The organism is Pseudomonas sp. 8 R 14, assembly GCF_900005955.1.
GTDB lineage: Bacteria > Pseudomonadota > Gammaproteobacteria > Pseudomonadales > Pseudomonadaceae > Aquipseudomonas > Aquipseudomonas marginalis.
This window is the reverse complement of the sequence record NZ_CVTH01000077.1, coordinates 37,606-56,298: the sequence shown is the minus strand read 5'-3', so window position 1 is coordinate 56,298 and position 18,693 is coordinate 37,606. Positions and strand designations below refer to the sequence as shown.

General features: G+C 59.4%; 17 protein-coding genes. 11 read left to right on the top strand and 6 right to left on the bottom strand.

Annotation, left to right across the window (positions count from 1 at the left end; genetic code table 11):
- The first annotated feature begins 12 nt into the window (after positions 1-12).
- Positions 13-2,238: a polyphosphate kinase 1 gene (gene ppk1 / locus BFQ01_RS20420; protein WP_027608351.1), complete on the top strand. Its 2,226-nt coding sequence runs from the start codon at positions 13-15 to the stop codon at positions 2,236-2,238.
- 168 nt (positions 2,239-2,406) lie between these two features.
- On the opposite strand, the gene ppx is transcribed toward ppk1, so the two are convergent.
- Positions 2,407-3,909 carry an exopolyphosphatase gene (ppx, locus tag BFQ01_RS20415; protein ID WP_027608352.1) on the bottom strand — a complete coding sequence of 501 codons (1,503 nt, stop codon included), beginning with the start codon at positions 3,907-3,909 and terminating at the stop codon, positions 2,407-2,409.
- 495 nt (positions 3,910-4,404) lie between these two features.
- On the opposite strand from ppx, the gene BFQ01_RS20410 reads away from it, so the two are divergent.
- The 5 genes from BFQ01_RS20410 (at position 4,405) to BFQ01_RS20390 (ending at position 9,680) form a co-directional block, all read left to right on the top strand.
- Entirely contained in the window at positions 4,405-5,064 is a 660-nt protein-coding gene (locus tag BFQ01_RS20410) for a DUF1120 domain-containing protein (protein ID WP_065926662.1), read from the top strand.
- An 83-nt stretch (positions 5,065-5,147) separates the two neighbouring features.
- Entirely contained in the window at positions 5,148-5,795 is a 648-nt protein-coding gene (locus BFQ01_RS20405; RefSeq protein WP_176718759.1) for a DUF1120 domain-containing protein, read from the top strand.
- Positions 5,796-5,887: 92 nt separating this feature from the next.
- Positions 5,888-6,601, top strand: coding sequence for a fimbria/pilus chaperone family protein (locus tag BFQ01_RS20400; protein WP_074847951.1), 714 nt, complete (start codon positions 5,888-5,890; stop codon positions 6,599-6,601).
- Positions 6,602-6,736: 135 nt separating this feature from the next.
- The gene (locus tag BFQ01_RS20395; protein ID WP_065926660.1) at positions 6,737-9,115 is read left to right on the top strand and encodes a fimbria/pilus outer membrane usher protein; all 2,379 of its coding nucleotides are present in this window, start codon (positions 6,737-6,739) and stop codon (positions 9,113-9,115) included.
- Positions 9,116-9,173: 58 nt separating this feature from the next.
- Positions 9,174-9,680 carry a hypothetical protein gene (locus BFQ01_RS20390; RefSeq protein ID WP_083221267.1) on the top strand — a complete coding sequence of 169 codons (507 nt, stop codon included), beginning with the start codon at positions 9,174-9,176 and terminating at the stop codon, positions 9,678-9,680.
- On the opposite strand, the gene BFQ01_RS20385 is transcribed toward BFQ01_RS20390, so the two are convergent.
- The 4 genes from BFQ01_RS20385 to BFQ01_RS20370 are packed head-to-tail and all read right to left on the bottom strand — an operon-like array spanning position 9,661 to position 12,500.
- The gene (locus BFQ01_RS20385; protein WP_065926658.1) at positions 9,661-10,398 is read right to left on the bottom strand and encodes an amino acid ABC transporter ATP-binding protein; all 738 of its coding nucleotides are present in this window, start codon (positions 10,396-10,398) and stop codon (positions 9,661-9,663) included. The two genes, BFQ01_RS20390 and BFQ01_RS20385, sit on opposite strands and share 20 nt — an antisense overlap.
- Positions 10,385-11,035, bottom strand: coding sequence for an amino acid ABC transporter permease (locus BFQ01_RS20380; protein ID WP_065926657.1), 651 nt, complete (start codon positions 11,033-11,035; stop codon positions 10,385-10,387). The genes BFQ01_RS20385 and BFQ01_RS20380 overlap by 14 nt, the downstream gene beginning before the upstream one ends.
- Entirely contained in the window at positions 11,032-11,700 is a 669-nt protein-coding gene (locus BFQ01_RS20375) for an amino acid ABC transporter permease (RefSeq protein ID WP_017736949.1), read from the bottom strand. The genes BFQ01_RS20380 and BFQ01_RS20375 overlap by 4 nt, the downstream gene beginning before the upstream one ends.
- A gap of 14 nt (positions 11,701-11,714) precedes the next feature.
- A complete protein-coding gene (locus tag BFQ01_RS20370) occupies positions 11,715-12,500 on the bottom strand; it encodes a transporter substrate-binding domain-containing protein (protein WP_027608360.1) in 786 nt (261 codons plus the stop codon).
- Between the two features lie 255 nt (positions 12,501-12,755).
- On the opposite strand from BFQ01_RS20370, the gene BFQ01_RS20365 reads away from it, so the two are divergent.
- The 5 genes from BFQ01_RS20365 to BFQ01_RS20345 all read left to right on the top strand — a co-directional run bounded on the left by BFQ01_RS20365 (position 12,756) and on the right by BFQ01_RS20345 (position 17,988).
- Positions 12,756-13,451 carry a FadR/GntR family transcriptional regulator gene (locus BFQ01_RS20365; RefSeq protein WP_065926656.1) on the top strand — a complete coding sequence of 232 codons (696 nt, stop codon included), beginning with the start codon at positions 12,756-12,758 and terminating at the stop codon, positions 13,449-13,451.
- A gap of 121 nt (positions 13,452-13,572) precedes the next feature.
- The gene (gene trxA / locus BFQ01_RS20360; RefSeq protein WP_015886460.1) at positions 13,573-13,902 is read left to right on the top strand and encodes a thioredoxin TrxA; all 330 of its coding nucleotides are present in this window, start codon (positions 13,573-13,575) and stop codon (positions 13,900-13,902) included.
- 232 nt (positions 13,903-14,134) lie between these two features.
- The gene (gene rho / locus BFQ01_RS20355) at positions 14,135-15,394 is read left to right on the top strand and encodes a transcription termination factor Rho (RefSeq protein ID WP_003176825.1); all 1,260 of its coding nucleotides are present in this window, start codon (positions 14,135-14,137) and stop codon (positions 15,392-15,394) included.
- Between the two features lie 159 nt (positions 15,395-15,553).
- Positions 15,554-17,020, top strand: coding sequence for a 4-hydroxy-3-polyprenylbenzoate decarboxylase (gene ubiD / locus BFQ01_RS20350; RefSeq protein WP_027608362.1), 1,467 nt, complete (start codon positions 15,554-15,556; stop codon positions 17,018-17,020).
- Complete coding sequence (locus tag BFQ01_RS20345; RefSeq protein ID WP_065926655.1) at positions 17,020-17,988, top strand: CDP-6-deoxy-delta-3,4-glucoseen reductase; 969 nt, start codon at positions 17,020-17,022, stop codon at positions 17,986-17,988. Before ubiD ends, BFQ01_RS20345 begins: the two co-directional genes overlap by 1 nt.
- A gap of 34 nt (positions 17,989-18,022) precedes the next feature.
- Here the strand turns inward: BFQ01_RS20345 and BFQ01_RS20340 are convergent, their stop codons facing one another.
- The gene (locus tag BFQ01_RS20340) at positions 18,023-18,505 is read right to left on the bottom strand and encodes a sn-glycerol-3-phosphate transporter (RefSeq protein WP_065926654.1); all 483 of its coding nucleotides are present in this window, start codon (positions 18,503-18,505) and stop codon (positions 18,023-18,025) included.
- Between the last annotated feature and the right edge of the window lie 188 nt (positions 18,506-18,693).

Genomic DNA, 18,693 nt, shown 5'->3' with positions numbered 1-18,693 from the left:
CAGGAACATTCGATGAATACCGAAGGACTCTCCGAAGTTGCCGTAAAAGACGCTCACCCGGTGGTGGAACAAGTCACCGAGACCCCGCCGGAGCACGAGCCGGCCGCGCCTGTGGTGGTAGCCGAAGCGCCAGCCCCGGCCCCGGTGGCCGCCGTAGTGACCAATCTGGATGACAGCAGCCTGTACATCCACCGCGAGCTGTCACAACTGCAATTCAACATCCGCGTGCTTGAACAGGCACTGGATGAGTCCTACCCGTTGCTGGAACGCCTGAAGTTCCTGCTGATTTTCTCCAGCAACCTGGATGAATTCTTCGAGATCCGCGTCGCCGGCCTCAAGAAACAGATCACCTTCGCCCGTGAACAAGCTGGCGCGGACGGCCTGCAGCCGCACCAGGCGCTGGCGCGCATCAGCGAGCTGGTGCACGGTCATGTGGATCGCCAGTACGCGATCCTCAATGACATCCTGTTGCCGGAACTGGAAAAGCATCAGGTTCGCTTCATCCGTCGCCGCCACTGGACTACCAAGATCAAGACCTGGGTGCGTCGCTACTTCCGCGACGAAATCGCGCCGATCATCACCCCGATCGGCCTGGACCCGACGCACCCGTTCCCACTGCTGGTGAACAAGAGCCTGAACTTTATCGTCGAGCTGGAAGGTATCGACGCTTTCGGTCGCGATTCGGGCCTGGCGATCATCCCGGCGCCGCGCTTGCTGCCACGGATCATCAAGGTACCCGAAGAGGTGGGGGGCGCTGGCGACAACTATGTATTCCTGTCGTCGATGATCCATGCCCACGCCGATGACCTGTTCCAAGGCATGAAGGTCAAGGGCTGCTACCAGTTCCGCCTGACCCGTAACGCCGATCTGGCGCTGGATTCCGAAGACGTCGAAGACTTGGCCCGCGCCCTGCGCGGCGAGCTGTTCTCGCGGCGCTACGGTGATGCGGTGCGCCTGGAAGTGGCCGACACCTGCCCGAAACACCTGTCGGACTACCTGCTCAAGCAGTTCAACCTGGGCGAGACCGAGCTGTACCAGGTCAATGGCCCGGTGAACCTCACGCGCCTGTTCAGCATCACTGGCCTGGACAGCCATCCGGAACTGCAATACACGCCGTTCACCCCGCAGATCCCGAAACTGCTGCAAAACAGCGAGAACATCTTCAGCGTGGTGAGTAAGCAGGACATCCTCCTGCTGCACCCGTTCGAGTCCTTCACTCCGGTGGTCGACCTGCTGCGCCAGGCCGCCAAGGACCCGCATGTATTGGCCGTACGCCAGACCCTGTACCGCAGCGGCGCCAACTCGGAAATCGTCGATGCCCTGGTAGACGCCGCGCGAAACGGCAAGGAAGTCACGGCGGTGATTGAGTTGCGCGCGCGCTTTGACGAAGAGTCGAACCTGCAACTGGCCAGCCGCCTGCAAGCGGCCGGCGCGGTAGTGATCTACGGCGTGGTGGGCTTCAAGACCCACGCCAAGATGATGCTGATCCTGCGCCGTGAAGCCGGTGAAATCGTGCGTTACGCCCACCTGGGCACCGGCAACTACCACGCCGGCAACGCCAAGCTCTATACCGACTACAGCCTGCTGACTTCCGACGACGCCTTGTGTGAAGACGTCGGCAAGTTGTTCAGCCAGTTGATCGGCATGGGCAAGACGTTGCGCATGAAGAAGCTGCTGCACGCGCCGTTCACCCTCAAGAAGGGCATGCTCGACATGATTGCCCGCGAGACCCAGTTCGCCCTCGAGGGCAAACCGGCGCACATCATCGCCAAGTTCAACTCGCTGACCGATCCGAAGATCATCCGCGCGCTGTACAAGGCCAGCCAGTCCGGCGTGCGTATCGACCTGGTGGTGCGTGGCATGTGCTGCCTGCGTCCGGGCATTGTCGGCGTGTCGCATAACATCCATGTGCGCTCGATCATCGGCCGCTTCCTGGAACACACGCGGGTGTTCTACTTCCTTAACGGCGGCGAGGAGCAGATGTTCCTCTCCAGTGCCGACTGGATGGAGCGCAACCTCGACAAGCGTGTGGAGACCTGCTTCCCGGTCGAGGGCAAGAAGCTGATCATGCGGGTCAAGAAGGAGCTGGAAAGCTACCTCACCGATAACACCCACAGCTGGAGCCTGCAGTCGGATGGCCGTTACGTGCGTAACACGCCGACTGGCAACCAGAATCCGCGCAGCGCCCAGGCGACGTTGCTGGAAAAGTTGGGTAGCCCGATTCTGTCGGTGAACTAACAGACAACACGCTCTGAAAATGTGGGAGGGGCGGTGCGACGACTCGACTTGCTCCCGATTGCGGTGGTTCAGTCAAAGTATTCGCGACTGACACACCGTAATCGGGAGCAAGTCGAGTCGTCGCACCGCCCCTCCCACATTTGTTTTTGCAGTGTTCATGAGATCGGGTTAGCGCAGGTTCAGGCTGAACCCCACCCGCGTCAGCCACTCCGCTTCCTGGGCGAAGTCCGCCTGGGTCAGCTGGTTCTCATCCAGCCAGCCTTTGGGGAATACGACATCCAGGCTGTCGCCATTGGCACGCAGGGTTACCTGGGGCATCTGCTGGGTGCCACGAATGTGGTGGAACAGGATCGCGAAGCGCAGCAGCACGCACAGGCGGATCAGCTTGATGCCTTCATCGCCGAACTCGGCAAACTTGTCCTTGGGAATATTGCGACGATGGCCGCGCACCAGCAGCGCGAGCATCTGCTGGTCTTCCCGGGAGAAACCCGCCAGGTCGGAGTGCTCGATCAGGTAGGCGCCGTGCTTGTGGTAGTGGTAGTGGGCGATATCCAGGCCCACTTCATGCACCTTGGCCGCCCAGCCGAGCAGTTCGCGCCATACGCCGTCTTCCAGGTCCCAGTCTTCGGCGACCTGATCGAACGCATGCAGGGCTTTACGCTCCACGCGGGCTGCCTGCTCCTGATCGACGTGATAGCGCTCCATCAGCGACGTTAGCGTGCGCTCTCGTACGTCTTCATGATGATGGCGGCCCAGCAGGTCATACAGCACGCCTTCGCGCAGGGCGCCGTCACAGTGGTCCATGCGTTGCAGTTCGAGGGCGTCGAAGATCGCCTCGAGAATCGCCAGGCCGGCCGGGAAGATGGTGCGACGGTCGGGCTTGATGCCGTCGAAGTCGATCTTCTCGGCATCCCCCAGCTTGAACAGCTTGCGCTTGAGCCAGGCCAGGCCTTCGGCGTTGACCTCGCCGGTGCCATGGCCGCCGGCCTTGAGCGCCAGGCCGATGGCACGGATGGTGCCGGACGAGCCGATGGCTTCATCCCAGGTCAGGCGGTGCAAGGCGTGCTCGATGCTCATGATCTCCAAACGCGCTGCCGTATAGGCCTGGGCGTAGCGCGCCGGGGTGATCTTGCCGTCCTTGAAATAGCGTTGGGTATAACTGACACAGCCCATCTGCAGGCTTTCGCGCAGCAGCGGTTCGAAGCGCTGGCCGATGATGAACTCGGTACTGCCGCCGCCGATGTCCGCCACCAGGCGCTTGCCGGGGGTATCTGCGAGTGTATGGGACACGCCGAGGTAGATCAGGCGTGCTTCTTCGCGGCCGGAGATGACTTCTACGGGGTGGCCGAGGATTTCCTCGGCGCGACGGATGAATTCGCCCCGGTTACGGGCTTCGCGCAGGGCGTTGGTGCCGACGATTCGCACGGCGCCCAGGGGCATGCCGTTGATCAGCTGTGCAAAACGCTTGAGGCAGTCGAGCCCGCGTTGCATGGATTCTTCATTGAGCTGGCGCTCATCGTCGATCCCGGCAGCCAGTTGCACTTTCTCTCCGAGCCGCTCAAGGATGCGGATTTCGCCGTTCTGGGCCTTGGCCACGACCATGTGAAAGCTGTTGGAGCCCAGGTCGATGGCGGCGATCAGGGACAGATTCTTGGCTTGGGATTGCGGCATGGTTTGGGGGTCTCGGTCGATAACCTTGCCATCGTGCCACGATCGATCGCTGGAGCCAACGCGTAGTAACAGAGGATTTTTCCTCGTATACCTATAAGTGCTTTCTGCGTGGCACGTAGGACCGGCCCACAAATGATGTATTACAAAGCCAGAAAGCACTGGATTTTGTACTGGCTATTCTTGGTTTTATTGAGTGTGTCGATAAGTCTTACGCCGTTTTATGTTTGTCCTAACTTGCTGTGTCCCTGTTCGTATACATGGGGTTGTTTTTTAGAGTGGAGATAGGGATCACTCTTACATGAGGTGTCATTTTTTCCGGTTTTATTATTCTCTTGGAATATGAATACTCACGTTCGGCACCTGTCCCGGGTGGTGTTTATAGGTCGGAGCTTCAAGGACGAGATATTCATATGCGCACCAGGCGTGACGCAGGGGAGGTGTTCTGATCATTCAATAACTGGCCAGCCTATGGTCATTGCTATGGATGGAAGTTAGATGAAGAAGAATTACCCAGTAGTGGCGGGCCTATGCCTCGTCGTTGCGAGCCTGACTGTCCAGGCTGCCGATGTACGTGTAAAAGGCGCGATCGCTCCAGCCAGTTGCAGTTTTACACTCACCCGCTCGGTCATTGACTATGGAACTATTCACCCGAGCAGCCTGAGTCCGACAAGTTATACCAAGCTGGATAAGAAGAGTGTTCCCTATACGGTGAGGTGCAGTGGTCAGTCTAAAATAAAAGTGGGTATCAAGAGCGTTGATAATCGAGCTGGCTCGAGAATACCAGGCATGATGCTGGGGCAGTTTGGCGGGAACTACAAGGACCTCTACAATTTTGGTCTGGGGGCCACTTCCAGGGGGCAGAAAATTGGAGGTTATGTAGTGCACCTTCGAAATTCTGTAGCTGACGGCAAGTCGGTAGGGATTGTTAGCTCGGAAAATAACGGCGTACGATGGGAACCAAACAGTACCCAAGCAGTAGGCCACACTGCCAATATAGCCAGTTGGCGTGCGGGGAATGTGTATGCGCCGATATTGGTTAATGCTGTTTCCGGCAATGTTGAAGTTCAAGCCGTCATAAACAAGACGTCCGAACTTGATATGAGCAACCAGATCAACCTGGACGGCCATTTCACCCTGGAGTTGCGCTACCTCTAGGCTTCTCCACACAGGTATCCATGGCGTGCTGACTATGAAGTGTCAATCAGCACGTGTCTCTTTGGCTATTGTCGATGATTGCTATGAAGAAGATTATTTCGTTATCAGGTATGTTTCTCGCTATGCTGGGTTTGAGTGCGCAAGCTGCGGACTTACGAGTGAGAGGCTCCATTGCGCCTGCCAGTTGCAGTTTTACTATTGTTAATTCAACGATAGATTACGGTCGGATTGATCCTAGGTCACTGAGTGCTACTAACTACACCAAACTGGCCAAAAAGGGGACGCCTTACACCGTCAGGTGTGCATCGCCCACGTTTGTTGGTATTAAGGCACAGGATAACCGCGCGTCCAGCAAGGTGCGCGGCATGATGGTGAGTCAGTACAATATTACTTATAACGATGATTTCAATTATGGTCTTGGGTTTACCTCGAAGAATGAAAAAATCGGCGGCTACGTGGTTTTCATGGAAAACAACATTGCCGATGGTAAAGCTGTACGGGCTGCGCGGTCTAATAATAATGGCGCGAGTTGGGGGATCACCGATCCTGTCTTGGGGCAGTCAGCCAACGTTGGAAGTTGGCGTACGAGCGCCAGCTATTCGCCGATTAAAATAACCGTCGTCTCGGGGAGTTTGAATGTTCAACCAGTGATCAATAAAACCTCTGCGCTGAGCATGAATAACGAAATAAAACTTGATGGCCATACAACCCTGGAATTGGTCTATCTCTAAAAGCTTCCAGGCGATTCAGGTCGGCTTGCAGTCTCTTTGGCGGCAGCCCACCTGATTCGGCGTGTTTCGTTATTGCTGTGAAGGAAGTGTTGATGCTTGTTTCTACAAGAAAAAAATCTATTCTGGCCGGTTGTTTGTGTCTCGGTTTTGTTTTCTGCCGTGCCGCGTATGCAGACGGCATGGAACCGGAAACAACAGTTGTCATTCTCAATGAGGCGGATGGTGAAGTCAGCATCAATGTCACCAATACGGACCCAAGTCCTGCCCTGCTTCATTCAGTTATCGAAGATATACCGGAAGACCCGGAGCCTTTAGCCGTCATTACTCAGCCCGTTGCGCGTGTCGATAGCGGTGAGCGGCAAATGGTCAGGGTTATGGCAATCAATAAGGAGCCTCTCAAAACCCAACGTTTGAAGCGCATTACGTTTGAAGGTATTCCCCAGGCACAACCCGGCTCGGGCGCGACAATTGGTATCAGCCTACGGCAAAACCTGCCGCTCATTCTCCACCCCAAAGGTTTACCCCAACATCATGCACCGTGGGAACTGCTGACCTGGAGCCTTCACGGCAATACCTTGAGCGCACGCAACAACAGCCCCTATGTGGTGCGCCTGGCGGCTGAGGTGGTCTTGAACCCGCAGAAGGTGAATGCGCTTTTGCCGCGTACCTATATCTTGCCGGGCGAAACCCTCAGCGTTGCCGTGGAAAAACGTTCTGCAGCCACGTCGGTCACCCTTATGCCGGCCACGCTCTATGGGTTTTCCGTCGATAGCTACGAGGCTTTGCTCGTAGCGAATCAGCCGTGACCTGCCATGGGAAAAAAAGCCAGCAGGTTTTGTAGCTCCGTACGTGGGCAGCCATCCCGGGCGCCAATAAAACCTGAGGAGGCTTTCAGGCGAAGCGGAATCAGCCTTTCGGTTTGGGCGGTGGTGGTGTCGGGAATGGCCGCTGACGTTTACGCCGCGCCGGCGGCGGTGCTCGGATTTGACCTTGCCACCTTGCAGGCGCGTGGTATCGACCCTTCAGTTGCGCGCTACTTTCAGCAAGCCCCTCGGTTCAGCGAGGGCACGCGCGTCGTCGATTTGACGGTCAACGGTAATCCCATCGGGTTGACTGACGCGCGGTTTAACCATGAAGGCGCGCTGTGTTTCAATCGTGGGCTATTGGATCGGGCGGGACTGCAGATTCCCGCCACGGTGATCGATAAGCAAGTCTCTGCCGCCCAGGCCTGTCATGACTTTATTGCCGAGTATCCGAAAACGGTAGTGACCTTGCGCCCAGGGCGTGAGGAGGTTGTGCTGGTCGTCCCGACCCAGGCGCTGCGCGACATGCAACAAAGCACTGGTCATTACGCCCGGGGAGGTGCAGCGGCGCTGGTTAACTACGATGTCCAAGGCGTCAATGCCCACTCGCGGGGGGATCGAGGGCGCTTTTTATCCGCTTCAACGGAAATGGGTTTCAATGTGGGCAATTGGATCGTCCGCAGTCGTCAGCTCTATCTCTCCAACGATGAGCGTTCGGCGACTGAGCATCTGTATGCATACGCGCAGCGCGATATCGCTCCCTTGGCTTCGACATTTCAGGCAGGCCAGATATCGGCTGATAGCCCCGTGTTCGGTGGTGTTCAACTGATCGGTGCACAGCTGTTTCCTGACGGAATGGAAAACCGCACCAGCAGCAATGGCGTTTTGGTTGAAGGGCGGGCGCGGAGTCAGTCGCGGGTGGAAGTCCGGCAGTCCGGCGCATTGATTTATACCACTCTCGTCCCGGAAGGGCCGTTCACCTTGCGCAATTTGCCACTGCTCAATGGCACCAGCGACCTCGACGTCAGGGTTATCGAAATCAAGGGGGGGCAACACAGTTTTATCGTGCCAGCCGCCTCGTTCCGTGGATCGGTTCCGATTAAATCGGGATATACCGCTGCAATAGGAAAGGTGCGTGATGTGGATCGAAGGGGCGCCGCCGAACCTCTGTTGGCCATGGCCAGCGGAACGTGGGCGTTAGGGGAGGATACGGCCCTCAGTTCGGGAGTTCAGGGCACGGACAACTACCACTCGGTGGGCCTGGCGTTGGACAGTAGCTTTGACCAGCGGTTTTCACTGGGATTGCGCAATAACCTTTCCCATGACCGTAAGCAAAAGGCACGCGGTTCGCGTAGCGGCGTTTCGTTTGGCAGTACGCTGCCGGGCAACGTCCAGATGAACTTGAGCGCCACTCGCCAGACGTCGGGTTACCGGGATGTGCTCGAAGCTGTTGGCGGCGAGCCCGGCGAGGTACAGGGCGCGCGCGCCAGGCACCAGTACACGGCAGGCTTCAGTTGGTCAGACCCTCAATTGGGTGGCTTCGCTGTCGGTTATTCCCGTTCGGCTCATTTCGACAATCGTACTTCCCAGCATATCTACGGCGCGTGGAACAAAAACTTCAGGCACGCCAATGTTGCGGTGAGCATTGACTCCCAGGTAGGTGCGTCAGGCGACTCCAGAGACAAAAATGATGGCTTGGGCATGCGCTTGCAGATCACTGTTCCACTGGGCAGTGACCGCTCCGTGACCTCGACGGTTCGACGCCAAGGGCGTCATGCCGGTATCGGTACAGCCTACAGCGAGCGCGTGAATGACACCCTGAACTACGAGTTAAGGGGCGAACGCGACCTGAGAGGTACCAGCGATCAGTCGGTGGGTGGAACGCTCAACGCGACGTCTCGTTATACCCAGCTCGGCCTGGGGCTCAATCGAGACTCGTCCAGCACGATCTATAGCGGGCAGCTACAAGGCGCCGTGGTTGCTCACGAGCGAGGCCTGACACTGTCTCCCTACCGTGTAGAGGACACTTTCGGTGTGGCGTCGGTGGGGAATATTCCGGGTGCTCGCATCAGTACCCCTCAGGGGCCCGTCTGGACCGACCGCTGGGGAATGGCCGTGATTCCCGGCTTACCCGCTTATCAGGGCAGCCTTGTCGAGGTGGACGGTAAAAGCTTGCCACGCCAGGTTGATCTCAATAATGGCACGAAGATGCTGGAGGTCGGGCGAGGCTCGTTCAGTACGGTCGAGTTTGAGGTCTCGAAGGTTCGCCGGATGCTGGTGCGTGTCAGCGACCCAAGCGGGCAGCCGTTGCCCAAGGGGACGTCGGTGCTTGCCGCCGATAACACGTTCCTGACCACGGTGGTGGGGGACGGAATGATCTTCCTCAACAATATTGAGCATTCCCAGGTACTGACCTTGTCGTCGCCGAATGCGACTCCCTGCAAACTGCAACTCGATCTGGCGGAGCCCAGCTATGACGGCCAACTGTATGAAACCTCCTCGGCAGTCTGTCGTTAAGGCTGCCCTTGCCTCGGGACGCTTTCCAGGCGGGGTGGGATTACTGGCGGGTCTCTTGATGATTGCTGACGTTTCGGCGTCGGAATGCCACCTGTCATTGAGCCGGCCGCAGATCGACTACGGGCCGTTGCGCGTCGACACACAGCCCGGACCCCACGGTGTTTCCATCGGTAGACGCACGGTGCACCTCAGCGTGGTTTGCCCTGAGGCGGCGGTGATTGCGCTGCGTTTCCGCGGTGCGCCAGCCGATGCGCAGGGTTTCAGTTTTGGCCATCACGGGCGCTTTGATCTGAGCCTTCGGCAGGCATTGCTGGATGGCCAGGCCGTCGAACTGGTGTCGATGCACAACCGCACTGAACGAGACGGGCAGCTGCGCCCCGGCGGTGTGCTGGTGCCACTGAGGGCCGGGCAGCCAATCGCCGGTCGAGTCTTTTCGGCTCAGGTGCAGGTCGATACCTATCTAGCGGGCACCCACCCCGCCGTGCGCGATAAAACCCTGCTGGAGGGGGGAGGCCGTTTCGAAATGGTGCCCGATGGCTGGGCGATCAGGCGTGCGCTTCGGTAGTGCCTATGAAGTTCGCCAACTCAGCAGTCTGCGGGTTGGCAAACAATACCTTCGGATCGCCGACTTCATGCACCTTGCCCTGGTGCATGAACACCAGCTTGTCGCCGACTTCCCGGGCGAAGCGCATTTCGTGCGTCACCATGATCAAGGTCATGCCGTCCTTGGCCAGTTGGCGCACCACGCTGAGTACTTCATTGACCAGCTCCGGGTCCAGGGCCGAGGTGATTTCATCGCACAGCAGCACCTTGGGCGACATGGCCAGGGCGCGGGCGATGGCAACGCGTTGCTGCTGGCCGCCGGACAGGCGATCGGGGAACGCGTCGAATTTTTCACCCAGGCCCACGCGTTCCAGCATTTGCCTGGCCAGTTGTGCTGCCTTGGCCTTAGGCACTTTCTGCACCACTTGCGGTGCGAGCATGACGTTTTCGCCCACGGTCAGGTGCGGGAACAGGTTGAACTGCTGGAACACCATGCCGACTTTCTGCCGCAGGCTGCGCAGGTCGGCGCGGGCGGCGTCGAGGTATTCGCCATCCACCTCGATCACGCCGTCGTTGATCGATTCCAGGCCATTGAGGGTCCGTAGCAAGGTGGACTTGCCCGAGCCGCTGCGGCCGATGATTGCCACGACCTGGCCTTCTTCAACGGTCAGGTCGATGCCCTTGAGGACGTGGTGATTGCCGTAATACTTATGCAGGGCGGAAATTCTAAGCAGAGGCATGCAGTCTCCTTTCCAGGTAGCGCGCACTGAGGGACAAGGGGTAGCAGAGCAGGAAGTAACCGAGGGCCACCAGGCCGTAGACCATGAAGGGCTCGAAGGTGGCGTTGGCGAGCATGCCGCCGGTCTTGGTCAGTTCGGTAAAGCCGATGATTGAAGTGACGGCGGTGCCTTTGACCACCTGCACCGAGAAGCCCACGGTAGGCGCCACGGCGATCCGCAGGGCCTGGGGCAGGATCACGTAGCGCAGTTGTTCAAGCGGGTTCAACGCCAGGCTGGCCGATGCTTCCCACTGGCCATGGGCGATGGAGTCGACGCAGCCGCGCCAGATTTCGGCGAGGTAGGCGCTGGTAAACAGCGTCAAGGCGATCGCGGCCGCCAGCCAGGGCGAAATATCCACGCCGAGCAGGGCAATGCCGAAAAAAACCAGGAACAGCTGCATCAACAACGGGGTGCCCTGGAACAGTTCGATATAGGTGCGCGCAACATTGCGCGCGAATGCCTTGCGGCTGATGCGCATGGTCATCACCAGCAAACCGATCAGGCCGCCGCCGATAAACGCCACGATCGACAGCAACAGCGTCCACTGCAGGCCCGTAAGCAGGTTGCGCACGATGTCCCAGAAGGAAAAATCACTCATCGGCTATTCCTCATCACAAAGCGGCGGCCGATCCAGTTGAGCAACTGGCGAATCATCAACGCCATGCACAGGTACACCAGGGTGGTCAGGGCATAGGTTTCGAACGCGCGGAAATTGCGCGACTGGATAAAGTTGGCGGCAAAGCTCAGCTCCTCGGTGGCGATCTGCGAACACACCGCCGAACCGAGCATCACGATGATGATCTGGCTGCTCAGGGCAGGCCACACCTTGCCCAGCGCCGGCAGCAGCACCACATGGCGAAACGCTTCGAAACGCGTCATCGCCAGCGCGGCGGCGGCTTCCAGTTGCCCGCGCGGGATGGCCTGGATGCCGGCGCGGATGATCTCCGTGGAGTAGGCCCCCAGGTTGATCACCATCGCCAATACGGCTGCTTGCCACTCGGTGATTTTCAATCCCAGGGAGGGCAGGCCGAAGAAGATGAAGAACAACTGCACCAGGAACGGCGTGTTGCGGATCAACTCGACATACACACCGAAGAACCAGGCAAAGGGCTGGATCTTCCACGCCCGCACCACGGCGCCGACAGTGCCCAGGGCGACGCCCAGGATTGCGCCGATGGCCGTCAGCTCAAGGGTGAACAGCGCGCCGCGCAACAGCAGATCGGTATTGGCCAGCACCGGCACAAAGTCGAATTGATAGGCCATCAATCAGCTCCGCTTCAGAGATCAGCAGGCAATGGCTCTTTGAGCCACTGCATCGCGTTCTTTTCCAGGCTGCCATCGGCCTTGGCCGCCACCAGGATCTGGTTGACCTTCTCCAGAAGCGCCGGCTCGTTCTTGTTCACGCCCACGTACACCGGCGAGTCCTTGAGCTTCACTTTCAGCGCCGGCACGCGTTTCGGGCTGCGTTCGCTGATCGCCACCATGACCACGTTGCCGCTGGCGATCAGGTCGACCTGGCCGGCCAGGTAGGCTGCGATGGTGGAGTTGTTGTCTTCGAAGCGCTTGATGGTGGCTTCCTTCGGCGCTACGGCGGTCAGCTCGATGTCTTCGATGGCGCCACGGGTCACGCTGATGGTCTTGCCCTTGAGGTCGTCGGTGCTGCTGATGGCGGCATCAGGCGGGCCGAATACGGCCAGGTAGAACGGTGCGTAGGCCTTGGAGAAGTCGATGACCTTTTCGCGCTCGGGGTTCTTGCCCAGGCTGGAGATCACCAGGTCGACCTTGCCGGTGGTGAGGAACGGGATGCGGTTGGTGCTGTTGACCGGGGTCAGCTCCAGCTTGACCTTGAGTTGGTCGGCCAGCAGTTTGGCGGTGTCGATGTCCAGGCCACGGGGCTTCATGTCGGGGCCCACCGAGCCGAACGGCGGGAAGTCCTGGGGCACGGCGACCTTGAGGGTGCCACGGGCGACGATATCGTCCAGACCGTTGGCCTGGGCGGGTGCCTGGCTCAGCATCAGGCTGGCAAACAGGGCAGTGAGCAGGGCGCTGCAGCGCTTGGTCATGGCAACTCTCCGAGAAGGGCGAAGGAATTTTCTGGATTTGCTCAGTGCACAGCCCATGCCAGTACGGCGCAGATCGTCTGCGAGGCGCGAGTTTGTTGAGCTTTGGTGGTCTTACTGGTCTGAACAGTTGTGCGCGTTTTCGCACCCTTTTCGAGCGTCGGTAAAACTGCGCGAGCCCCTTTGGGGCGTGGCTTGCCGTGGTCCACGAATAGCTTTACAACTAGCCGTTCTGTTGACAAAAACCTCGAGTTTTTTATGAATTCCATCGCCCAAGCCGTACCGGAAGCGGCCCTGCAGGCCATCCGCAAACTGATCAAGGAGCAAGGCTTCGGGCCGGGCGATGTACTGCCGTCCCAGCGCGACCTGGCGGTGCAGTTGGGCGTCAGCCGGGCGTCGCTGCGCGAGGCGCTGTCGTCCTTGAGCGCCTTGGGTGTGGTCAGTGTGCAGCCGGGCAAAGGTGTGTTCGTGCAGGCGGTGGAGGATGCGCCGGGCTTTGCCTGGCCTTTTGCAGCCCAGGCCACGCCGCTCGATATCTTCCAGTTGCGCTATGCGCTGGAAGGGTTTGCGGCGGGTTTGGCGGCGGTCACGTTGACGATCGATGAGCTGGACAGCCTGGAAGACAACGTCGAGGCCATGCGCAAGGTGCTCAAGGCCGGCGACTTCGAGGCGGCCGCACGGCTGGACTTCGAATTCCACCAGCGCATCCTGCTGGCCAGCGGCAACCAGGCGATGGTGAGCATCCTGAGTGCCAGTGCCGAGGTGTTTCTGGAAAGCCAGAAACTACCGTTCATCCGGCCGGAGCGGGCCATGGAAACCTGGCAGGAACATCGCAAAATCCTGCGCGCCCTGGCCCGGCGGGCCAGTGCGTCGGCGCAGAAAACCATGCAGGAGCACGTACGCAACGCGGCGTTGCGCACGGGGATTGCCTTCGTGACTCCCGTGACGCCCTGAGTTGGGCTATGCGCAAACTCATGCGCCATCATAGGAAGACTCAATCAGAGGCGGCTTCCTGAACGGGGGAAGGGCGGCTATGATGGGCAACGTTTTTTTTGCTTACAATCCGGAGACATCCATGAGCAACGATCTTATCAAGCACGTCACCGACGCGACCTTTGAGGCCGAAGTACTCAAGGCTGCTGGCCCGGTGCTGGTTGACTACTGGGCTGAATGGTGCGGCCCTTGCAAAATGATCGCTCCGGTCCTGGACGACATTGCAACCACCTACGAAGGCAAGCTGACCATTGCCAAGCTGAACATCGACGACAACCAGGAAACCCCGGCCAAGCATGGCGTGCGCGGTATTCCTACGCTGATGCTGTTCAAGAACGGCAACGTCGAGGCCACCAAGGTGGGTGCGCTGTCGAAGTCCCAGCTGCAAGCTTTCCTCGACGCCAACATCTAAGCGTCGTCAAAAAGCCCCGCAAATAGCGGGGCTTTTTCGTGAAACAGGGCTAGACGCTCCGAAACTCAGGTGGTACATTCGGCCCCGCACTGGTTTCTCCACTGCCCCCTGCAAGCCGTCGCCGACGCATTCCTTTCGATTAGTACGCGATCCTGTCGCCTTCTCCGCGGCGCGGCCTCATTAAGCCAAAAGCTTAATTTCCCCCCTCCATAAATGATTACGTCATTCCTATATGAATCTGACTGAACTCAAGCAAAAGCCGATTACCGACCTGCTCCAACTGGCCGAAGAAATGGGCATAGAAAATATGGCCCGTTCGCGCAAGCAGGACGTGATTTTCTCCCTGCTGAAAAAGCACGCGAAAAGCGGCGAGGAAATCTCCGGTGATGGCGTGCTGGAGATTCTCCAGGACGGCTTCGGCTTCCTCCGCTCTGCAGACGCCTCCTATCTCGCCGGCCCAGACGACATCTATGTCTCGCCGAGCCAGATCCGTCGCTTCAACTTGCGCACCGGTGACACCATCGTTGGCAAGATCCGCCCACCGAAGGAAGGCGAGCGTTACTTCGCCCTGCTCAAGGTCGACACGATCAACTTCGATCGTCCCGAGAACGCGAAAAACAAGATTCTCTTCGAGAACCTGACGCCGCTGTTCCCGACCGTGCGCATGAAGATGGAAGCCGGTAACGGTTCCACCGAAGACCTGACCGGTCGCGTGATCGACCTGTGCGCCCCGATCGGCAAAGGCCAGCGTGGCCTGATCGTCGCACCGCCGAAAGCCGGTAAGACGATCATGCTGCAGAACATTGCAGCGAACATCGCACGTAACAATCCTGAAGTTCACCTGATCGTATTGCTGATCGATGAGCGTCCGGAAGAAGTCACCGAAATGCAGCGCACCGTGCGCGGCGAAGTGGTTGCCTCGACGTTCGATGAGCCGCCGACCCGCCACGTGCAGGTTGCCGAAATGGTGATCGAGAAGGCCAAGCGCCTGGTCGAACACAAGAAGGACGTGGTGATCCTGCTCGACTCCATCACCCGTCTGGCCCGTGCCTACAACACCGTGATCCCGAGCTCCGGCAAGGTCCTCACCGGTGGTGTCGATGCCCACGCCCTGGAGAAACCGAAGCGTTTCTTCGGCGCCGCGCGGAACATCGAAGAAGGCGGCTCGCTGACCATTATCGCCACCGCACTGGTTGAAACCGGTTCGAAGATGGACGAAGTGATCTACGAAGAGTTCAAGGGTACCGGCAACATGGAACTGCCCCTGGACCGTCGCATCGCGGAAAAACGCGTGTTCCCGGCGATCAACATCAACCGCTCCGGCACCCGCCGCGAAGAGTTGCTGACCGCCGACGACGAACTGCAGCGCATGTGGATCCTGCGCAAGCTGCTGCACCCGATGGACGAAGTGGCAGCCATCGAGTTCCTGATCGACAAGTTGAAAACCACCAAGACCAACGACGAGTTCTTCCTGTCGATGAAACGTAAGTAATCACGACGTTTCAGGTCCGAAAAAATGGCGCCCCCACAGGGGCGCCATTTTTTTTGTGTCGGTTTTTCGGTCCCTGCAACGGCCAAATGCACCTCGATAAGCTGCCAGCCGCCCTCAGAGCAGGTAGGATGTACGCCTATTTTACGGGTGGCATGGTTAATGAAATTCAAGGATCTTCGGGATTTCGTGCAGCAACTTGAGCAGCGCGGAGAGTTGAAACGTATCCAGATGCCGATTTCACCGGTGCTGGAAATGACTGAGATTTGCGACCGCACCTTGCGTAACAAGGGCCCGGCGCTGCTGTTCGAGAACCCGACCGGTTTTGACATACCGGTGCTCGGCAACCTGTTCGGTACTCCCGAGCGTGTGGCCTTTGGCATGGGCGCCGAGGCGGTCAGCGAATTGCGCGAGATCGGCAAGCTGCTGGCGTTCCTCAAGGAACCCGAGCCGCCCAAGGGCTTGAAGGATGCCTGGTCGAAGCTGCCGATCTTCCGCAAGATCATTGCCATGGCACCCAAGGTGGTCAAGGACGCGGTGTGCCAGGAAGTGGTCATCGAAGGGGATGACGTCGACCTCGCCATGCTCCCCGTGCAAACCTGCTGGCCCGGCGACGTCGGCCCGCTGATCACCTGGGGCCTGACCGTCACCAAAGGCCCGAACAAAGACCGCCAGAACCTGGGGATCTACCGCCAGCAAGTGATCGGCCGCAACAAGGTGATCATGCGTTGGCTGAGCCACCGTGGCGGTGCGTTGGACTTCCGTGAATGGTGCGAGAAGCACCCCGGCAAGCCGTTCCCGGTGTCTGTGGCCCTGGGCGCCGACCCTGCGACCATCCTCGGCGCCGTGACCCCGGTGCCCGACAGCCTGTCCGAATACGCCTTCGCCGGGTTATTGCGTGGCAACCGCACCGAGCTGGTGAAGTGCCGTGGCAACGACCTGCAAGTGCCGGCCACCGCTGAAATCATCCTCGAAGGCGTGATTCATCCAGGCGAGATGGCCGATGAAGGCCCGTACGGCGACCACACCGGCTATTACAACGAAGTCGACAGCTTCCCGGTGTTCACCGTGGAGCGCATCACCCATCGGATCAAACCGATCTACCACAGCACCTACACCGGTCGGCCGCCAGATGAGCCGGCGATTCTGGGGGTGGCGCTGAACGAAGTGTTCGTGCCGATCCTGCAGAAGCAATTCCCGGAAATCACCGACTTCTACCTGCCGCCGGAAGGCTGTTCGTATCGCATGGCCATCGTGACCATGAAGAAGTCGTATCCCGGCCATGCCAAGCGGGTCATGCTGGGTGTGTGGTCGTTTTTGCGACAGTTCATGTACACCAAGTTCGTTATCGTCACCGACGACGACATCAATGCCCGGGACTGGAACGATGTGATCTGGGCCATCACCACGCGCATGGACCCCAAGCGCGACACGGTGATGATCGATAACACGCCGATCGACTACCTCGACTTCGCGTCGCCGGTGTCGGGGCTGGGCTCGAAGATGGGCCTGGACGCTACCCACAAATGGCCGGGTGAAACGACCCGCGAGTGGGGCCGGGTGATCGTCAAGGATGAGGCCGTCACGGCACGTGTCGATGCGATTTGGAAAGAATTGGGAATAGATTGATGCGTGTAACCCTGCAACCTTCCGGCGCCGTGCTGGAGCTGGTCCCCGGCGAGCGAATCCTCGAAGGCGCGCGCCGCCTGGGCTACGAATGCCCCCAGGCGTGTCGCAATGGCGTGTGCCACGTGTGCGCCGCACTGCTGGTGGAGGGCCGGGTGCAGCAAGCCGGTGAAGTGCGCGACCATGGCGAGTTCTACACCTGCATCGCCGAGCCGCTGGAAGATTGCGTTGTGTTGTGGGATGGCGTGCTGGCGCCGGGAGAGTTGCCGTTGCGCAAGTTGTCGTGCCAATTGAGCGAGTGCGTGGAAGTGGGCGGCGATGTGTGGCGTGTGCGCCTGCGGGCCCCGGCCGGCAAGGCGGTGCGCTACCACGCCGGGCAATACCTGATGATCGAGCGGGAGAATGGCGAGAAGTCGGCATTTTCCCTGGCGTCGGCGCCCCACGCCGGTCGCGAGCTGGAACTGCATGTACTGGCCCGCGAGGACAGCGCGCGCAACTTGCTGGAGCAATTGCAGCGCAACCAGATGGCGCGCATCGAGCTGCCCTTTGGCGACACCCACCTGGCCGAGCTGCCGGACGGGCCATTGGTGCTGATCGCCGCCGGGACCGGCATGGCGCAGATGCACAGCCTGATCGAGCATTGCCGCGCGTCCGGCTTCAAGCACCCGGTGCACCTGTACTGGGGCGTGCGTCGCCCGGAAGATTTCTACGAGATCGAGCACTGGGACCAATGGCTGCAACTGCCCAACCTGTTCCTGCACAAGGTGGTCAGCGACCTGTGTGGTTGGGAAGGGCGCTGCGGCCTGCTGCATGAAGCGGTGTGCGAAGACATTGCTGACCTCAAGGCGGTGCATGTCTACGCCAGCGGTTCACCGGCGATGATCTACGGCACGCTGGATGCACTGGTCGATGCCGGCATGGATGCGCACCAGATGCGCGCCGACGTATTCGCCTACGCCCCGCGGCCATGACGCAACGGAACGGTGGAACGGGGCATGCGCACGCTCAGAAACGTACTCCGGTCGTCACCATCGCCGCATTGAACCCCAGCAGCACCAGTTCCGCTGCCACCGGCCCGTAATGGGTGCCTACCGACGGGATGATCACCGGCGCCACGCCGAAACGGTTGAGGGGGATCTTGTCACGGTATTTGCCGCGATAGCCCTGGATCGCCCCGCCTGTGACCTTCAGGTACACCGCAGAGTCGGTTATCTCATAGCGCTTGCCTGCGTAGACGTAGTAGGAGCGCTGGCTGAACGAGTTGCGAAACGTCGCCCCGCCATACACCAATCCTGATGCCTCATTGCGCTCCAGGCCGATCAGGTCCTGGTTGTTGTTGTGGTCTTTGTCCGGCGCGAAGTGCCGGGTATAGACGCTGGTCTGCGCGTACCAGAAGCCTTTGTCGTCCTCGGCAGGGGGTGTTTCGCCAGCCAGTGCGGTGGTGGCCTGGGCCAGGAACAGCAGGCCAGGCAGTCGAAATTTCTTCATGGGTGCGACCTCGATAGGCGGTTTGATGGGCGGCTAGGTGGGTCGTGGACGTGCGCGCCAGTTTGACGGCTTGGCGTGCTCCCAGGCTGAACCGGGGCTGAAAGTAGCCGGATTGCCCTGTGCAATCCTGACGAAAGGGCGTCGGGCTTATGCATTCGCTTATGCTTTAAAGGTATTTAATTTGTTAC

What these genes read in the sequence shown, in the direction of transcription:
- ppk1 (WP_027608351.1), top strand. Translation starts at nt 13, where the DNA reads ATGAATACCGAAGGACTCTCCGAAGTTGCCGTAAAAGACGCTCACCCG.
- ppx (WP_027608352.1), bottom strand. Translation starts at nt 3,909, where the DNA reads ATGCCGCAATCCCAAGCCAAGAATCTGTCCCTGATCGCCGCCATCGAC.
- BFQ01_RS20410 (WP_065926662.1), top strand. Translation starts at nt 4,405, where the DNA reads ATGAAGAAGAATTACCCAGTAGTGGCGGGCCTATGCCTCGTCGTTGCG.
- BFQ01_RS20405 (WP_176718759.1), top strand. Translation starts at nt 5,148, where the DNA reads ATGAAGAAGATTATTTCGTTATCAGGTATGTTTCTCGCTATGCTGGGT.
- BFQ01_RS20400 (WP_074847951.1), top strand. Translation starts at nt 5,888, where the DNA reads ATGCTTGTTTCTACAAGAAAAAAATCTATTCTGGCCGGTTGTTTGTGT.
- BFQ01_RS20395 (WP_065926660.1), top strand. Translation starts at nt 6,737, where the DNA reads ATGGCCGCTGACGTTTACGCCGCGCCGGCGGCGGTGCTCGGATTTGAC.
- BFQ01_RS20390 (WP_083221267.1), top strand. Translation starts at nt 9,174, where the DNA reads ATGATTGCTGACGTTTCGGCGTCGGAATGCCACCTGTCATTGAGCCGG.
- BFQ01_RS20385 (WP_065926658.1), bottom strand. Translation starts at nt 10,398, where the DNA reads ATGCCTCTGCTTAGAATTTCCGCCCTGCATAAGTATTACGGCAATCAC.
- BFQ01_RS20380 (WP_065926657.1), bottom strand. Translation starts at nt 11,035, where the DNA reads ATGAGTGATTTTTCCTTCTGGGACATCGTGCGCAACCTGCTTACGGGC.
- BFQ01_RS20375 (WP_017736949.1), bottom strand. Translation starts at nt 11,700, where the DNA reads ATGGCCTATCAATTCGACTTTGTGCCGGTGCTGGCCAATACCGATCTG.
- BFQ01_RS20370 (WP_027608360.1), bottom strand. Translation starts at nt 12,500, where the DNA reads ATGACCAAGCGCTGCAGCGCCCTGCTCACTGCCCTGTTTGCCAGCCTG.
- BFQ01_RS20365 (WP_065926656.1), top strand. Translation starts at nt 12,756, where the DNA reads ATGAATTCCATCGCCCAAGCCGTACCGGAAGCGGCCCTGCAGGCCATC.
- trxA (WP_015886460.1), top strand. Translation starts at nt 13,573, where the DNA reads ATGAGCAACGATCTTATCAAGCACGTCACCGACGCGACCTTTGAGGCC.
- rho (WP_003176825.1), top strand. Translation starts at nt 14,135, where the DNA reads ATGAATCTGACTGAACTCAAGCAAAAGCCGATTACCGACCTGCTCCAA.
- ubiD (WP_027608362.1), top strand. Translation starts at nt 15,554, where the DNA reads ATGAAATTCAAGGATCTTCGGGATTTCGTGCAGCAACTTGAGCAGCGC.
- BFQ01_RS20345 (WP_065926655.1), top strand. Translation starts at nt 17,020, where the DNA reads ATGCGTGTAACCCTGCAACCTTCCGGCGCCGTGCTGGAGCTGGTCCCC.
- BFQ01_RS20340 (WP_065926654.1), bottom strand. Translation starts at nt 18,505, where the DNA reads ATGAAGAAATTTCGACTGCCTGGCCTGCTGTTCCTGGCCCAGGCCACC.